The 16,870-nt window shown below is 57.0% G+C and carries 13 protein-coding genes, 1 tRNA gene and 1 pseudogene; all 15 read right to left on the reverse strand.

The window, feature by feature from the left end; genetic code table 11:
* Window positions 1-210, reverse strand: a 210-nt coding sequence (locus ABJZ52_RS04555) for a GTP-binding protein (protein ID WP_348190061.1), incomplete at its 3' end; no start/stop codon positions are given.
* Window positions 211-251: 41 nt separating this feature from the next.
* Window positions 252-2,327, reverse strand: coding sequence for an elongation factor G (fusA, locus tag ABJZ52_RS04560; RefSeq protein WP_348193391.1), 2,076 nt, complete (start codon window positions 2,325-2,327; stop codon window positions 252-254).
* A 24-nt stretch (window positions 2,328-2,351) separates the two neighbouring features.
* The gene (rpsG, locus tag ABJZ52_RS04565) at window positions 2,352-2,822 is read right to left on the reverse strand and encodes a 30S ribosomal protein S7 (RefSeq protein ID WP_348193394.1); all 471 of its coding nucleotides are present in this window, start codon (window positions 2,820-2,822) and stop codon (window positions 2,352-2,354) included.
* A gap of 12 nt (window positions 2,823-2,834) precedes the next feature.
* On the reverse strand, window positions 2,835-3,206 hold the full coding sequence (gene rpsL, locus ABJZ52_RS04570) for a 30S ribosomal protein S12 (RefSeq protein WP_006936459.1): 372 nt from the start codon (window positions 3,204-3,206) through the stop codon (window positions 2,835-2,837).
* 837 nt (window positions 3,207-4,043) lie between these two features.
* The gene (locus ABJZ52_RS04575; protein ID WP_348193397.1) at window positions 4,044-4,337 is read right to left on the reverse strand and encodes a regulator; all 294 of its coding nucleotides are present in this window, start codon (window positions 4,335-4,337) and stop codon (window positions 4,044-4,046) included.
* An 82-nt stretch (window positions 4,338-4,419) separates the two neighbouring features.
* On the reverse strand, window positions 4,420-8,619 hold the full coding sequence (gene rpoC, locus ABJZ52_RS04580; protein ID WP_348193400.1) for a DNA-directed RNA polymerase subunit beta': 4,200 nt from the start codon (window positions 8,617-8,619) through the stop codon (window positions 4,420-4,422).
* Window positions 8,620-8,720: 101 nt separating this feature from the next.
* Complete coding sequence (gene rpoB / locus ABJZ52_RS04585; protein ID WP_348193403.1) at window positions 8,721-12,860, reverse strand: DNA-directed RNA polymerase subunit beta; 4,140 nt, start codon at window positions 12,858-12,860, stop codon at window positions 8,721-8,723.
* Window positions 12,861-13,041: 181 nt separating this feature from the next.
* A complete protein-coding gene (rplL, locus tag ABJZ52_RS04590) occupies window positions 13,042-13,419 on the reverse strand; it encodes a 50S ribosomal protein L7/L12 (RefSeq protein ID WP_153768571.1) in 378 nt (125 codons plus the stop codon).
* A gap of 59 nt (window positions 13,420-13,478) precedes the next feature.
* Window positions 13,479-13,997: a 50S ribosomal protein L10 gene (rplJ, locus tag ABJZ52_RS04595; RefSeq protein ID WP_153768570.1), complete on the reverse strand. Its 519-nt coding sequence runs from the start codon at window positions 13,995-13,997 to the stop codon at window positions 13,479-13,481.
* A gap of 350 nt (window positions 13,998-14,347) precedes the next feature.
* The gene (rplA, locus tag ABJZ52_RS04600; RefSeq protein WP_348193407.1) at window positions 14,348-15,046 is read right to left on the reverse strand and encodes a 50S ribosomal protein L1; all 699 of its coding nucleotides are present in this window, start codon (window positions 15,044-15,046) and stop codon (window positions 14,348-14,350) included.
* A gap of 4 nt (window positions 15,047-15,050) precedes the next feature.
* On the reverse strand, window positions 15,051-15,479 hold the full coding sequence (gene rplK, locus ABJZ52_RS04605; protein ID WP_348193410.1) for a 50S ribosomal protein L11: 429 nt from the start codon (window positions 15,477-15,479) through the stop codon (window positions 15,051-15,053).
* Between the two features lie 176 nt (window positions 15,480-15,655).
* Window positions 15,656-16,186, reverse strand: coding sequence for a transcription termination/antitermination protein NusG (gene nusG / locus ABJZ52_RS04610; RefSeq protein WP_153768567.1), 531 nt, complete (start codon window positions 16,184-16,186; stop codon window positions 15,656-15,658).
* 53 nt (window positions 16,187-16,239) lie between these two features.
* A complete protein-coding gene (gene secE, locus ABJZ52_RS04615) occupies window positions 16,240-16,437 on the reverse strand; it encodes a preprotein translocase subunit SecE (RefSeq protein ID WP_192111268.1) in 198 nt (65 codons plus the stop codon).
* Window positions 16,438-16,542: 105 nt separating this feature from the next.
* Window positions 16,543-16,618 (reverse strand) — tRNA-Trp (locus tag ABJZ52_RS04620).
* A 112-nt stretch (window positions 16,619-16,730) separates the two neighbouring features.
* Window positions 16,731-16,870 (reverse strand): annotated as a pseudogene (gene tuf, locus ABJZ52_RS04625) (elongation factor Tu); the annotation flags it as partial.

The following is a 16,870-nucleotide window of genomic DNA, read 5'->3' on the forward strand; positions in this document are numbered from 1 at the left end:
ATACTCAACGTGAGCCGTCGAGATGGTGATGCCGCGTGCACGCTCTTCAGGTGCACCATCAATCTCGTCATAGGCCTTTGCTTCAGCGCCGCCAGCTTCAGCCAGCGTCATCGTGATTGCAGCCGTAAGCGTCGTCTTGCCGTGGTCAACGTGGCCAATCGTGCCAATGTTGACGTGAGGCTTGTTACGCTCAAATTTTTCCTTCGCCATCGGATTACTCCGCTTTCTCTAATTTCTTAACTGAGGTGAGGTCAGGCGTACTTCGCCTGAACCTCTTCGGCGACTGCCTGAGGCACCTGCTCGTAGTGATCGAAGACCATCGAGTACTGGGCACGTCCCTGGGACATGGACCGCAGGTTGTTCACGTAGCCAAACATGTTGGCGAGCGGAACCATTGCGGTGATGACCGTGACAATCCCGCGATTTTCGGTGCCAGCAATCTGGCCACGACGGGAGTTCAGGTCACCAATAACGTCACCCATGTAGTCTTCAGGAGTAACAACCTCGACCTTCATGACCGGCTCAAGGAGCTTCGGACCTGCCTTCTGCACACCTTCACGGAAGCCGGCACGACCGGCGATCTCGAAGGCGAGAACAGAGGAGTCAACGTCATGGTAGGCACCATCGGTAAGCGTTACCTTGACATCGAGCATCGGGAAGCCGGCCAGCGGACCAGACGACATGACGCTTTCGATACCCTTGGTAACACCCGGGATGTATTCCTTGGGAATGTTGCCACCAACGACCTTGCTCTCGAAGACATAGCCTTCGTTCGGCTCGGACGGCTCCAGGGTGAACTTGATGCGAGCGAACTGACCCGAACCACCGGACTGCTTCTTGTGGGTATAGTCCACATCAGCTGCCTTGGTGATTGTTTCACGGTAAGCCACCTGCGGCGCACCGATGTTCGCTTCCACCTTGAATTCACGCTTCATGCGATCGACGAGAATGTCGAGGTGCAGTTCGCCCATGCCGGCGATAATGGTCTGACCGGATTCTTCGTCCGACTTGACGCGGAATGAAGGATCTTCGGCTGCCAGCTTGTTCAGCGCGACACCCATCTTTTCCTGGTCAGCCTTGGTCTTCGGCTCGATAGCGATCTCGATGACCGGCTCAGGGAACTCCATGCGCTCCAGGATCACGGGCTTCAGCGGGTCACACAGGGTGTCGCCGGTTGTGGTGTCCTTGAGACCTGCGATCGCAACGATGTCGCCAGCATAGGCAACGTCGATGTCTTCACGGGAGTTCGAGTGCATCTGCATCATACGGCCGACGCGCTCTTTCTTGTCCTTAACCGTGTTGGTCAGGGTCGAACCCTTGGTCAACACACCGGAATAGATCCGGCAGAAAGTCAGGGAGCCAACGAACGGATCGTTCGCGATCTTGAACGCAAGCAGGCTGAGCGGCTCATTGTCGTCAGACTTACGCTCGGCTTCGCCTTCGGTCTTCGGATCGATGCCCTTAATGGCAGGAACCTCGACCGGGCTCGGCAGGTAGTCTACAACAGCGTCGAGAAGAGGCTGAACGCCCTTGTTCTTGAACGCAGAACCGCAGAAAACCGGAACGAAGTTGCCAGCAATGGTACCCTTGCGGATCAGCTCCTTGAGCTTCTCGTTGGTCGGCTCTTCGCCTTCCAGGTAGGCTTCCATGGCTTCTTCGTCGATCTCGACAGCTGTCTCGATCATGGCATCGCGTGCAGCCTGTGCGCGCTCTTTCTGATCGTCCGGGATTTCAACTTCATCCCAAGCAGCACCGAGGTTTTCAGCCTGCCAGATGAGAGCCTTCATCTTCAGAAGATCGATAACGCCAGCGAATTCGTTCTCTGCACCAACGTTCAGCTGCATAACCAGCGCGTTGGCACCAAGACGGGTCTTGATCATCTCGCAGCAGCGATCGAAATCGGCGCCGAGCTTGTCCATCTTGTTGACGAAGATCATCCGCGGGACGTTGTACTTGTCGGCCTGACGCCAAACAGTCTCGGTCTGCGGCTCAACACCGGCGTTGGCATCGAGAAGTGCAACAGCACCATCAAGAACACGCAGCGAGCGCTCGACTTCAATGGTGAAGTCAACGTGGCCCGGGGTGTCGATGATGTTCAGGCGCTTATCGTTCCAGAATGCAGTCGTAGCAGCGGAGGTAATGGTGATACCACGCTCCTGCTCCTGCTCCATCCAGTCCATGGTGGCTGCACCATCATGAACTTCACCGATCTTGTGGCTCTTGCCGGTGTAGTAGAGGATCCGCTCAGTTGTGGTCGTCTTGCCAGCATCGATGTGAGCCATGATGCCGAAGTTACGGTAGTCCTCGATTTTATGCGTGCGCGACATAGCGTCAGCCCTTCCGAGTCCAGATTACCAGCGGTAGTGCGAGAAGGCGCGGTTGGCATCAGCCATCCGGTGCGTATCTTCGCGCTTCTTAACAGCGGTGCCACGGTTGTTTGCCGCATCGAGCATTTCACCGGAAAGACGATCGACCATGGTGGTCTCGTTCCGGTTGCGCGCCGCAGAAATCAGCCAGCGGATTGCGAGTGCCTGACGACGCTCCGAGCGAACCTCGACCGGAACCTGGTAGGTCGCACCACCAACACGGCGGGAGCGCACTTCTACCTGAGGCATCACGTTTTCAAGAGCCGCATGGAACACTTCAATCGGGTTCTCGCGGGTCTTGTTTTCGATGATGTCGAATGCGCCATAAACGATACGTTCGGCGGTCGACTTCTTGCCGTCGTACATGATCGAGTTCATGAACTTGGTGACGACAATATCCCCGAACTTAGGATCCGGGTTGATTTCGCGTTTCTCTGCGCGGTGACGACGGGACATGTAATGTACCTCTTACTTCGGCCGCTTGGCGCCGTATTTGGACCGGCGCTGCTTACGATCCTTGACGCCCTGGGTATCGAGCACACCACGGATAATGTGGTAGCGCACACCCGGCAAATCCTTCACGCGGCCGCCGCGGATCATGACAACCGAGTGTTCCTGAAGGTTGTGGCCTTCACCCGGAATGTAACCGATGACTTCGAAGCCGTTGGTCAGGCGGATTTTGGCCACCTTACGCAGAGCCGAGTTCGGCTTCTTCGGCGTCGTCGTGTAAACGCGGGTGCAAACACCACGCTTTTGCGGGCAGGCCTCCATGGCCGGCACCTTGTTCCGCTTTGGCGGATCTTTCCGCGGCTTGCGGATCAGCTGGTTGATGGTCGGCATTCTGTGCCCTTTACCTCGTCCATCCAAAAATTCTTATGCATACCCTGATAACCACCGAGACTGCACATGCAGAATCGCGCTGCCGATCCAGCCAAGGATCAGTCAGCGCTGCGGAAACCAGAGGACCACGAGTTACCTCACGGTCATGCAATCGACGCGTATTCGCCTATATGAACCCGGCAGCGTTTAAGGTCTTTAGGTCCAGCACTTGGCGCGCTTGAACTCAGGAGAACTTACCGCCTGCCTTCGGGATGGGCGGAAACTACTCAGACGCACCCTTTGCGTCAAGTGCTTTGTTGGAAAATTCCGAGAATGTGCCGATTCACGCCTTTTCCCGGTTTTTGGCCATTTAGCCACCCGTCCAAGAGCAACATTACATGCATATAAGGATTGCTTACGAAAGAATATTTCATTCACCGATCTCAGACCCCGAAGACGAAATGAATCCTTCGTTAACTTGCTGATTCATTACCGCACAAACGGACGATGGAATCGTTAGACCGGATTCGCATAGCCGCCATGCACTCATTCCGCGAAAGTGATCACTGCTGCATTTTGCGTCACCGGCCGAAAGTAGGTACCGGGTTCATTCAGGCGCCTGCATCTCCGGTTCGACAGAAAGAAGGGAGGCCTGTCGGACTGGCCTCCCCTGGTTTGATCGCGTGAGACGATCCAACGCCTCTGATGAGCGACGCCAGCATGGTGATCGCAACATAGACAAATCTCAGCAGAGGCTCAGCCCAAGACCATCTAAGGGGCGACTTCGCATATCTGGCGGGCATCTCAAGCACACCCTCGAAAGTCGCGCCCTTGCTGAGGACGTCTGCATCAGGCCAATCAGTTGTCGAACTTTACAATCACGACATTGCCTGCCAGGGCATCGTGATAGGCGCCCTCATAGACAGGCTCATCCGGTTCACCGTCCATGACACCGATCTGATCCAGCTCTGCTTCGACATACCCCTGCCCTGACAATGCTTCGAGCGTCTTGCGCACAGCATCGTCATCATCGGCGGCGCGCAGCATCGCGTGGATGGTGATCGCGTTGTCCTCGGTACCTTCCTCAGTATCCCACACGCGGCCAATCACGATGTAGACAGTCGGGTCCAGAACGTCTTCCTGGTCATTCATTCCGAAACTCCTTCGGGTTTGGCTTTACCTAAAAGAAAGGCCGCCCGGAGGCGGCCTTTCAAGGTTTCACACATCGCAGGGCTTATTCTGCTGCACCGCTCAGGTCTTCCAGCAGGCCTTCGGCTGCGCTTTCGGAAGACTGCTGACGCTGCGCGTCCTGAATAAGGTCGTCGCGATGGCTCGCAATCTGGCGAATGCGCTTCATCACCCCACCGGTACCGGCAGGGATCAGGCGGCCCACGATAACGTTCTCCTTGAGGCCGACCAGCGGATCGACCTTGCCGGTGACCGCTGCATCGGTGAGGACGCGCGTGGTTTCCTGGAACGAAGCTGCCGAGAAGAACGAACGCGTCTGCAGGGAAGCTTTGGTGATACCCAGAAGAACCGGGTTGCCCTTGGCTGGCTGCTTGGCTTCGTTGATCGCCTTTTCGTTGGCTTCCTCGAAATCGATCCGGTCGATCTGCTCGCCCGGGAAGAATTCGGTGTCGCCGCTTTCGGTGATCTCGATCTTCTGCAGCATCTGGCGAACAATCACCTCGATGTGCTTATCGTTGATGGTCACGCCCTGCAGACGATAGACTTCCTGGATCTCGTTGACGAGATAGGCCGCAAGTGCCTCCACGCCCTTGACCGCCAGGATGTCATGCGGTGCCGGATTACCGTCGAGTACATACTCACCCTTTTCAATGGCATCGCCTTCCTGAAGATGGAAGTGCTTGCCCTTCGGGATGAGGTATTCGACGGGCTCTAGCGCCTCGTCAGCCGGATCAATGATGATGCGGCGCTTGTTCTTGTAGTCGCGGCCGAAGCGGATCGTACCAGTGACTTCCGCGATGATCGCATGGTCTTTGGGACGGCGAGCTTCGAACAGTTCCGCAACGCGCGGCAGACCACCGGTGATGTCTTTGGTTTTGGCGCTTTCAAGCGGCAAACGTGCCAGAACATCACCAGCCTTCACGACAGCACCCGGCTGGACCGATAGGATCGAGTCGACAGAAAGCAACAGACGGGCATCGCTGCCACGTGTTGTCTTGGCGACTTCACCCTTGTCGTTCTTGACCACGATCGCAGGCTTGAGATCCTGGCTACGCTGGCTCGAACGCCAGTCCGTGACGACACGCTTTGTGATACCGGTCGCCTCATCGGCGGTTTCCTGCACGGATGCACCGTCGACCAGATCTTCAAAGTCCACGACACCATCAACATCCGACAGCATCGGACGGGTGTAGGGATCCCACTCCGCAATCCGCTGACCGCGCTTGACGCTGTCGCCCTCGTCCACATGCAGCTTGGAGCCGTAGGTGACGCGGTGAACAGCACGCTCGTTGCCGTCGCTGTCAGTGACAACGATGGACATGTTGCGGACCATGGCGATGAGGTTGCCCTCAGTGTCACGGGCCACAGCGCGGTTGCGCATGGAGATCGTGCCATCGACGTTGGATTCGATGAACGATGAATCCACGACCTGGGCGGTACCACCAATGTGGAAGGTACGCATGGTCAGCTGGGTACCAGGTTCACCGATCGACTGTGCAGCGATAACGCCCACAGCTTCACCCATGTTCACCGGAGTACCGCGTGCAAGGTCACGACCGTAACAGGTCGCACAAACACCGGTTTCGGTCTCACAGGTCAGAACCGAACGGATCTTGATCTGCTGAACCTTGGCCGCCTCGATTGCATCAACGTCCTTCTCGTCGATCAACCGGCCTTTCGGAACGAGAATTTCGCCCGTCTGGTGGTTGTAGACGTCTTCAGCCGTTGTCCGGCCCAGGACGCGCATGCCGAGGGTCGCGATGACGTTACCGGCGTCGACGATCGGAGCAACTGTGATACCGCGCTCGGAACCACAGTCCTGCTCGATGATGATCGAGTCCTGTGCAACATCAACGAGACGACGGGTCAGGTAACCCGAGTTCGCTGTCTTCAGAGCCGTATCGGCCAGACCCTTACGGGCACCGTGCGTGGAGTTGAAGTACTCCAGAACCGAAAGGCCTTCCTTGAAGTTCGAGATGATCGGGTTTTCGATGATCTCGCCCGACGGCTTGGCCATCAGACCGCGCATACCGGCCAGCTGCTTCATCTGCTGGGGCGAGCCACGGGCACCGGAGTGAGACATCATATAAACCGAGTTCATCGGCTTTTGACGCCCGCTCTCCTCGTCGACCTGAACCGCCTTAATGCGGGCCATCATCTCGTCGGCGACCTTGTCTGTGCACTTGGCCCAGGCATCAACGACCTTGTTGTACTTCTCACCCTGGGTGATCAGACCGTCGTTGTACTGCTGCTCGTACTCGGTTGCGAGAGCGGATGTCTCGGCCACGAGGTTCTGCTTGGTGTCCGGGATGACCATGTCGTCCATGCCGAAGGAGATACCGGCACGACAAGCGTTGGAGAAACCAAGCTGCATGATGCGGTCACAGAAGATAACCGTCTCTTTCTGACCACAGGCACGGTAGACCGTGTCGATCATCTTGGAGACGTCCTTCTTCGTCATCAGCTTGTTACAAGCGTCAAACGGGACTTCAGGATGCTTCGGCAGCAGCTCGGAGATGAGCATGCGGCCAGGTGTGGTTTCGTAGATTTCGCTGGTCTCATTGCCATCGGCATCAACGTTCCGATAGCGTCCACGGATCTTCGTGTGCAGCGTGATGACCTTGTTCGCGATCGCATGATGGATCTCGCCAATGTCACTGAACACCATGCCCTCGCCCGGCTCCTTCTCTGCCATGATCGACAGATAATAGAGACCCAGAACAATATCCTGCGAAGGAACGATGATCGGGCCACCGTTCGCCGGATGCAGAATGTTGTTCGTGGACATCATCAGCGTACGTGCTTCGAGCTGCGCTTCCAGCGAGAGCGGTACGTGGACCGCCATCTGGTCACCGTCAAAGTCAGCGTTGAACGCTGTACAAACGAGCGGGTGCAGCTGAATGGCCTTGCCTTCGATCAGGGTCGGTTCGAACGCCTGAATGCCAAGACGGTGAAGCGTCGGCGCGCGGTTCAGGAGAACCGGATGCTCACGGATCACTTCGTCGAGGATATCCCAGACTTCCGGCCGCTCTTTTTCCACCAGCTTCTTTGCCTGCTTCACCGTTGAGGAGAAGCCCTTGGCATCGAGGCGGGAATAGATGAACGGCTTGAAGAGCTCGAGCGCCATCTTCTTCGGCAGGCCACACTGGTGCAGCTTGAGTTCCGGACCAACGGTAATGACCGAACGGCCGGAGTAGTCAACGCGCTTACCCAGAAGGTTCTGACGGAAGCGGCCCTGCTTGCCCTTGAGCATGTCGGACAGCGACTTCAGCGGCCGCTTGTTGGCGCCAGTGATGACACGGCCGCGGCGGCCGTTGTCGAACAACGCGTCAACGGACTCCTGAAGCATGCGCTTTTCGTTCCGGATGATGATGTCCGGAGCACGCAGCTCGATCAGGCGCTTAAGACGGTTGTTCCGGTTGATAACCCGGCGATACAAATCGTTCAGATCCGAAGTCGCGAACCGGCCACCATCAAGCGGTACCAGCGGGCGCAGATCTGGCGGGATCACCGGAACGACGGTCATGATCATCCACTCGGGCTTGTTGCCCGATTCCATGAAGGCTTCAATGACCTTGAGACGCTTTGCCAGCTTCTTCGGCTTCAGCTCGGTCGTTGCTTCCGCGATCTCGACGCGCAGCTGTTCGCTGATGCGCTCCAGATCGAGGCTCATCAGGATTTCGCGGATTGCTTCTGCACCGATCATCGCGGTGAAAGCGTCTTCGCCGTATTCATCCTGTGCTGCAACATAGTCTTCTTCGGAAAGAAGCTGATGCAGCTTGAGCGGCGTGAGACCCGGCTCGAGAACAACGTAGTTCTCAAAGTAGAGAACCCGCTCGAGATCCTTCAGCGTCATGTCGAGCAGAAGGCCGATGCGGCTCGGCAGAGACTTAAGGAACCAGATGTGAGCAACTGGCGCAGCCAGTTCAATGTGGCCCATGCGTTCACGGCGAACGCGTGACAGAGTGACTTCCACACCGCACTTTTCGCAGATAACGCCTTTGTACTTCATGCGCTTGTACTTGCCGCAAAGACATTCATAGTCCTTGATCGGGCCAAAGATACGCGCACAGAACAGACCGTCCCGTTCAGGCTTGAACGTACGGTAATTGATCGTTTCCGGCTTTTTGATTTCGCCGAAAGACCAGGACATGATCTTCTCCGGGCTCGCAAGCGAGATCCGGATATTGTCGAAGGTCTGTGTCGGAGCCTGTTGATTGAACAGGTTCATGACCTCATGATTCATGGTCTATCTCCTTCAATGCGCGGAGGGGGAGCGAGCCCGCTGGCTCCCTCCCCGTTTCCGGCATTCCAAGTCCTAATTCGGTCTTTTTCATGCCCTTGAGGTTATTCGGCTGCATCAGCAACCGGTTCTGCCTCAATTTGGGCCTGGTCGGTACGCTGAAGTTCAACGTTCAGACCGAGGGACCGCATTTCCTTCACAAGCACGTTGAAGCTTTCCGGAATACCCGCCTCGAAGGTGTCGTCACCGCGAACGATGGCCTCATAGACCTTCGTACGTCCAGCAACGTCATCCGACTTGACCGTCAGCATTTCCTGCAGCGTGTAAGCTGCGCCGTAGGCTTCAAGCGCCCAGACCTCCATCTCACCGAAGCGCTGGCCACCGAACTGCGCCTTACCACCCAGCGGCTGCTGGGTAACGAGCGAGTACGGGCCGATCGAACGCGCGTGGATCTTGTCATCCACGAGGTGGTGAAGCTTGAGCATGTAGATGTAGCCCACAGTCACCTGTCGATCGAATTCTTCACCAGTACGACCGTCAAAGAGGGTCGACTGACCGCTCGGCTTCAGGTCACCAATGTTGAGCGCTTCAACGACATCGGGCTCGCGTGCACCATCGAAGACGGGTGTCGCAATGGACACGCCCTTCTTGAGCTGTTCGGCAAGGCGGACGACACCTTCGTCGTCATAGTCCTTGACGTTGTCACCCTTGAGGTTGTCGCCATAGATCTCGACCACCTTGCCGCGAAGCTGATCGATTTCACCCGACTTGCGATACTGGTCGTAGAGTTCTCCGATCCGCTTGCCCATGCCGGCACAAGCCCAGCCAAGGTGCGTTTCGAGAATCTGACCAACGTTCATGCGCGATGGCACACCAAGCGGGTTCAGCACGATGTCGACGTGCGTACCGTCTTCCAGGAACGGCATGTCTTCGCAAGGATTGATCTTGGAGACCACGCCCTTGTTACCATGACGGCCGGCCATCTTGTCGCCCGGCTGAAGCTTGCGCTTCACGGCAACAAAGACCTTGACCATCTTCATGACGCCTGGCGGAAGCTCATCACCGCGCTGCAGCTTCTCGACCTTGTCGATAAACCGCTGCTCGAGACGCTTGCGGCTGTCATCATACTGACCGCGCAGAGCCTCGATTTCGCTCATGAACTTTTCGTCGTCGACAGCGAACTGCCACCACTGCGAACGCGGGTATTCGTTCAGGAGGTCGCCGTCGAGGGCGGTGTCCTTCTTGAACCCCTTCGGACCACCGATAGCGGTCTTGCCGAGAAGCATTTCAGCGAGACGCCCATAGACGTTGCGGTCCAGGATCGCCTGCTCATCGTCACGGTCCTTCGCGAGGCGCTCGATTTCCTCACGCTCGATCGCCATTGCGCGTTCATCTTTTTCCACGCCGTGGCGGTTAAAGACACGCACCTCAACGACCGTACCGGAAACACCCGGAGGTAGACGCAAGGAAGTATCGCGTACGTCAGAGGCCTTTTCACCGAAGATGGCACGCAGAAGCTTTTCTTCCGGCGTCATCGGGCTTTCGCCCTTCGGAGTGATCTTGCCGACAAGGATATCGCCCGGATGCAATTCTGCACCGATGTAGACGATACCCGCTTCGTCGAGATTCTTCAGAGCCTCTTCGGAAACGTTCGGAATATCACGGGTGATCTCCTCCGGGCCAAGCTTCGTGTCGCGTGCCATCACCTCGAACTCTTCAAGGTGGATGGACGTGAAGACATCGTCAGAAACGATGCGCTCGGACAGAAGGATGGAATCCTCGAAGTTGTAGCCGTTCCAGGGCATGAACGCGACGAGCACGTTCTTGCCGAGCGCCAGATCGCCAAGGTCCGTGGACGGACCATCAGCTATGATGTCGCCCTTGGTGATGACATCGCCAACCCGAACCAGCGGACGCTGGTTGATACAGGTGTTCTGGTTGGAACGCTGGAACTTCATCAGACGGTAGATGTCGACGCCGGATTTGCCCGGATCAAGATCTTCCGTTGCACGGATCACGATACGGGTTGCATCAACCTGATCGACGATACCTGTCCGGCGCGCACCGATGGCTGCACCGGAATCGCGAGCCACGACAGCTTCCATGCCGGTACCAACATAAGGCGCTTCGGCGCGTACCAGCGGCACGGCCTGACGCATCATGTTCGAGCCCATCAGAGCGCGGTTCGCATCATCGTTCTCAAGGAACGGGATCAGCGAGGCAGCGACCGAAACAAGCTGCTTCGGCGAAACGTCCATGAGGTCAACGCGCTCGGAAGGCACCATGGTGTTCTCACCAGCGTGACGACAGGTGATCAGCTCCGTGGTGAACTTGCCGTCTGCATCATATTCGGCATTGGACTGGGCAACGTAGTGCTTTGCCTCTTCCATCGCGGACAGATAGACGACCTCATCAGTCACCGTGCCGTCTTTCACCTTGCGGTACGGACTTTCAATGAAGCCGTACTTGTTGACGCGGGCGAAGGTGGCAAGAGAGTTGATCAGACCGATGTTCGGGCCTTCCGGCGTTTCAATCGGGCAGATACGACCGTAGTGCGTCGGATGAACGTCGCGGACCTCGAAGCCTGCGCGCTCGCGTGTCAGACCACCTGGGCCGAGAGCCGAAAGACGACGCTTGTGAGTGACTTCCGAAAGCGGGTTCGTCTGATCCATGAACTGCGAAAGCTGCGAAGAACCGAAGAACTCGCGAACAGCGGCAGCAGCCGGCTTCGCGTTGATCAGATCCTGCGGCATCACCGTGTCGATCTCGACAGAGCTCATACGCTCCTTGATCGCACGTTCCATGCGCAGCAGGCCAACGCGGTACTGGTTTTCCATCAGCTCGCCGACAGAACGAACGCGGCGGTTGCCGAGGTTGTCGATGTCGTCGATCTCGCCCTTGCCGTCACGCAGTTCAAGCAGAACACGGATGACTTCGAGGATGTCTTCCTTGCGAAGGACACGAACCGTGTCTTCACACTCGACATCGAGACGCATATTCATCTTGACGCGGCCAACCGCGGACAGATCGTAGCGCTCATCATCGAAGAACAGCGACGTGAACATCGCCTCTGCAGTGTCGATCGTGGGCGGCTCACCCGGACGCATGACCCGGTAGATATCGAAGAGTGCATCCTCACGGGATTCATTCTTGTCGGCAGCCAACGCGTTGCGGATATAAGGGCCGGTGTTGACATGATCGATATCGAGGATCGGCAGGTCATGATACCCGCGCTCGATCAGCTCCTCGAGAATCTTGCCTGTGATTTCCGCACCGGCTTCCGCGTAAATCTCACCTGTGCTTGGATCGACGATATCTTCTGCAATGTACTGGCCATGCAGGTCTTCGTCAGTGATCTTGAGAGCTTCAACGCCCTTTTCAGCCAGCTGCTTGATCGTACGCGCAGTGATCTTGCGACCGCTTTCGATCACGACTTCACCGCTGTCGGCGTCAACAAGGTCGAAAGACGCCTTGGTGCCTTTCAGACGGGTGCCGTCAAACGGCATACGCCAGGAACCGTCCTTCGAACGCTTGTATTCAATGCGCTTGTAGAAGGTGTTCAGGATCTCTTCGCCATCAAGGCCAAGGGCCATCAGCAGCGACGTAACCGGGATCTTGCGGCGACGGTCGATACGCGCATGGACAATGTCCTTGGCGTCAAACTCGATATCGAGCCAGGACCCACGGTAAGGAATGACGCGCGCTGCAAACAGGAGCTTGCCGGACGAATGTGTCTTGCCCTTGTCGTGGTCGAAGAACACGCCAGGGGAGCGGTGCATCTGGGAAACGATCACGCGCTCGGTGCCGTTGACGACAAAGGTGCCGTTCGACGTCATGAACGGCATGTCGCCCATGTAGACGTCCTGCTCCTTGATGTCCTTGACGGACTTCGCACCGGTGTCTTCATCAACATCGAAAACGATCAGACGAAGCGTCACCTTGAGCGGCGCGGAGAAGGTCATGCCACGCTGGCGGCATTCATCTACATCGTATTTGGGCTGCTCGAACTCGTAAGATACGAATTCCAGAAGGGACGTTCCTGCAAAATCGGAAATCGGAAACACGGACTGGAAGACGGCTTCAAGGCCTTCAACCTTGCGGCCACCGCCCGGCATCTCGTCAACCTGCAGAAACTGGTCGTAAGACGCTTTCTGCACTTCGATGAGATTGGGCATCGCCGCGACGTCGCGGATAGATCCGTAGTATTTCCGGACTTTTTTGCGACCGTTGAACGTTTGGGTCATTGTCGCTCCTCGTATCGGCCGGGTAACGGCTGGCCGAAACGCCCCTTATCCAATCGGGCCATGGCCCAGGCGCTTCGGAAAACCGTCCCCCTATTGGGACAGTCGCCCCGGAAACGGGAAAACCCGCCGGGGCAAGAACGCGGCCCCGGAAACCCGGGACCGCTAGGGTTTTAAAACCCGATTACTTCAGCTCGACGGAAGCGCCAGCTTCTTCAAGCTTCTTCTTCAGTTCTTCAGCTTCGTCCTTGGGTGCGCCTTCCTTGACCGGCTTAGGAGCGCTTTCTACGAGCTCCTTAGCTTCTTTCAGGCCAAGACCGGTGATTGCGCGGACTTCCTTGATCACGTTGATTTTCTTGTCGCCAGCGGCGGTCAGAACAACGTCAAACTCGGTCTTTTCTTCAGCAGCAGCTTCGCCACCAGCAGCACCACCGGCAGCTGCAACAGCAACCGGAGCAGCGGCGGAAACGCCCCACTTTTCTTCAAGCAGCTTGGACAGTTCAGCAGCTTCCATAACTGTCAGTGCAGACAGGTCTTCTACGAGCTTATCGAGATCAGCCATTTTCTTAGTACCTTAAAATTCGAACCAGTAATTGGTTACAGACAGTGTGTTTAGGCGCCTTATGCGGCCTCGTCCTTCTTGGCGTACGCGCCGAAGACGCGGGCAAGCTGCCCGGCCGGTGCGTTGACAACCTGAGCGATCCTGGATGCTGGTGTCTGAATCATGCCAACCAGCTTTGCACGCAGCTCATCGAGCGACGGCATGGTTGCCAGAGATTTGACCCCATCCGGGTTCAGGTTGGTGGAGCCAAGAGCACCACCAAGGATAACGAGCTTGTCGTTTGCCTTGGCGAAGTCAGCGACTGCTTTCGGGGCTGCGACCGGATCTTCCGAATAGGCGATCAGAGTCGGGCCCTGAAACAGGTCACTGATGTGCTCAAGTTCCGTGCCTTGAAGGGCAAGTTTCACAAGGCGGTTCTTTGCCACTTTGACAGAGCCACCAGCATCACGGACAGACGACCGGAGGGCCGTCATCTGTGCAACTGAAAGACCTGCATAGTGCGCGACAACTACGACGCCGGTATCACCCAGCTCGCTGTTGAGAGCTGTCACGAACTCGTGCTTTTCCGCTCTTTCCACTTGCCTTCTCCATTTGGTGGCGTTGCCGCCACCGGTTTGCCTTTGCCGCTCGCTATCGGTTCCCGAACCCGGGAACGTCCACAAACGGCGCTCAGGGGTCCTGTCCCCTCGCACACGCGGAGCGCGCGGCAAGGCTTGGTTCGAACCAACTCCTCCCCTCACGGGGACAATCCGGTTCTCACCCATCTATGCAGGCCCGTAGGGCTTAAACCGGTTTCCCGGCACCTGCAGTCTGAGACAGGGTGGCTCGGCGGCTTCCCGCCGAACCAATCCAACCAGTTGCCCGGTTGGAAACTTTTGCGAGACGGCGCCAATGTCAAGCGACCGCCTCAATCAATCCGCGGGGCGGATTATTCCGGAGCGATCGATCCCAGATCGACCTTGATGCCTGGGCCCATGGTCGAAGACACGGCAATGCGCTTCAGGTAAGAACCCTTTGCACCGGTCGGCTTCGCCTTCTGGATCGCATCGACGAGCGCCTTGACGTTCTCGCTCAAAGCTTCCTTGGTGAAGGAAACCTTGCCAACGCCGGCGTGAACGATACCGGCCTTTTCGACGCGGAACTGAACAGCACCACCCTTGGCGTCGTTGACAGCGGCAGTAACGTCAGGCGTCACTGTACCGATCTTCGGGTTTGGCATCAGGCCGCGCGGGCCGAGAACCTTACCGAGACGACCAACGAGCGGCATCATGTCAGGCGTCGCGATGCAGCGATCAAAGTCGATCTTGCCGGACTGAACTTCAGCAACCAGCTCTTCAGCACCAACGATATCTGCGCCAGCTGCCTTGGCTTCATCAGCCTTGTCGCCACGCGCAAAGACAGCAACCTTGACGGTTTTGCCCGTTCCGTTCGGCAAAATGCACACGCCGCGGACCATCTGGTCTGCGTGACGCGGATCGACACCGAGATTGATTGCCAGCTCGACAGTTTCGTCGAATTTCGCGGTACCGCGTTCCTTGACCAGGCCAAGCGCCTCATCAAGAGCGTAAGTTGCGTCGCGATCAAGGCCCTCACGGGCTGCACGAATGCGTTTTCCTACCTTCGCCATGACCTTACTCCGTTACCTCGAGGCCCATGGAACGGGCGGAGCCTTCAACCATCAGCATTGCTGCATCGATGTCGTTGGCGTTCAGATCCTTCATCTTGGCTTCAGCGATCTCGCGAACCTGAGCCTTGTTGACGGAACCGACAGTGCCGCGACCAGGGGTGGAAGCCCCCTTCTGCAACTTTGCAGCTTTCTTCAGGAAGAAGCTGACCGGAGCCGTCTTCACTTCGAACGTGAAGGACTTGTCAGAGAAGTAGGTGATGACGGTCGGGCACGGAGCACCCTTTTCAACATCCTGGGTCTGCGCGTTGAACGCCTTACAGAATTCCATGATGTTCAGACCGCGCTGACCAAGAGCCGGACCAATGGGGGGCGACGGTGTCGCAGACCCGGCCGGCACCTGCAGCTTCAGGTAACCTTCAATTTTCTTCGCCATTTTTATCTCCAATAGCGTCTGTTCCGACATTCCCGGAACATCAAAGGAGTTGGTGGTCTGGCCATTCTGGCATCCGGCGAAGAATGCCGTGACCTACCACCCACTAAACGCCCGCACCGAATACACGGCACGAACACACGAAGGCACCGCCAGATGGCGATGCCAGTACAGTCAGATCAAAGCTTGTCGACCTGACCGAATTCTAGTTCGACCGGCGTTGCACGGCCAAAGATCGAAACGGCGACCTTGAGGCGCGCCCTTTCGTCGTCGACTTCCTCGACAAGACCCGAGAAAGACGCAAAAGGACCATCGGACACACGCACCTGCTCACCAACCTCGAAGGTCACAGACGGCTTCGGACGATCGACACCTTCCTGCACCTGATGAATGATCCGCATGGCTTCCTTTTCAGGAATCGGCATCGGCTTCTGATCAGATCCCAGGAAACCGGTTACCTTCGGCGTGTCCTTGATCAGGTGAAACGCCTCGTTGGTCATGTCCATCTTCACCAGCACATAGCCGGGAAAGAACTTGCGCTCGGTATCGACCTTGCGACCGCGACGCACTTCGACGACCTTTTCCATAGGAACGAGAATTTCCTCGAACAGATCGGAAAGACCCTGCTGTTCGGCCTTCTCGCGAATGGAATCGGCGACCTTCTTCTCGAAATTCGAATAGGCGTGCACAATGTACCAGCGCTTGGCCATAACCCTCAGATCCGTTTCTTTTTCTTTGAACTCTCGCAGACGTCGTACAGCTGTTAGCCGTTAACGCCGAGCAGCAACCCGATCCCCCAGCCCATCAACTGATCGGCAGCAAGGAAGAAGATCGACGCAACCAGCACCATGACAAACACCATGACGGTCGTGATTGCGGTTTCGCGGCGGGTCGGCCAGGTGACTTTCGACACCTCGGAGCGAACCTGCTGCGTGAATGTAAAGGGGTTGGTCTTGGCCATTCCGATTCCGGTCTGTTAAATACAAGTGGGCGCGCAGAAAACTCCGCGCGCCTCACCCGAGACATCTATCTAAGCTCTCGGGAGCCAATGATCAAGAGCAAAATTTGGCAGGGGCAGCAGGGTTCGAACCCGCGACCTACGGTTTTGGAGACCGTCGCTCTACCAGCTGAGCTATACCCCTTCAGGAAGGACGTTTACACGACCCTTGCTCCTGATAGTCCCTCTCCCCGCAATGCGCAAGTTTCAGGACAAGATGAATGCCGGGCGAGCAAGCCGCCCGGCATTCGAATTCATTACTCGACGATTGAGGCTACGACGCCGGCGCCGACGGTACGACCGCCTTCGCGGATAGCGAAGCGCAGGCCTTCTTCCATGGCGATCGGCACGATCAGCTCAACAACAACAGACACGTTGTCGCCTGGCATAACCATTT

The organism is Roseibium sp. (assembly GCF_039982295.1).
Lineage (GTDB): Bacteria > Pseudomonadota > Alphaproteobacteria > Rhizobiales > Stappiaceae > Roseibium.

What these genes read in the sequence shown, in the direction of transcription:
- rplK (WP_348193410.1), bottom strand. Translation starts at nt 15,479, where the DNA reads ATGGCGAAGAAAATTGAAGGTTACCTGAAGCTGCAGGTGCCGGCCGGG.
- rpsG (WP_348193394.1), bottom strand. Translation starts at nt 2,822, where the DNA reads ATGTCCCGTCGTCACCGCGCAGAGAAACGCGAAATCAACCCGGATCCT.
- ABJZ52_RS04575 (WP_348193397.1), bottom strand. Translation starts at nt 4,337, where the DNA reads ATGAATGACCAGGAAGACGTTCTGGACCCGACTGTCTACATCGTGATT.
- rplA (WP_348193407.1), bottom strand. Translation starts at nt 15,046, where the DNA reads ATGGCGAAGGTAGGAAAACGCATTCGTGCAGCCCGTGAGGGCCTTGAT.
- rpsL (WP_006936459.1), bottom strand. Translation starts at nt 3,206, where the DNA reads ATGCCGACCATCAACCAGCTGATCCGCAAGCCGCGGAAAGATCCGCCA.
- rpoC (WP_348193400.1), bottom strand. Translation starts at nt 8,619, where the DNA reads ATGAATCATGAGGTCATGAACCTGTTCAATCAACAGGCTCCGACACAG.
- rplL (WP_153768571.1), bottom strand. Translation starts at nt 13,419, where the DNA reads ATGGCTGATCTCGATAAGCTCGTAGAAGACCTGTCTGCACTGACAGTT.
- rpoB (WP_348193403.1), bottom strand. Translation starts at nt 12,860, where the DNA reads ATGACCCAAACGTTCAACGGTCGCAAAAAAGTCCGGAAATACTACGGA.
- nusG (WP_153768567.1), bottom strand. Translation starts at nt 16,186, where the DNA reads ATGGCCAAGCGCTGGTACATTGTGCACGCCTATTCGAATTTCGAGAAG.
- fusA (WP_348193391.1), bottom strand. Translation starts at nt 2,327, where the DNA reads ATGTCGCGCACGCATAAAATCGAGGACTACCGTAACTTCGGCATCATG.
- secE (WP_192111268.1), bottom strand. Translation starts at nt 16,437, where the DNA reads ATGGCCAAGACCAACCCCTTTACATTCACGCAGCAGGTTCGCTCCGAG.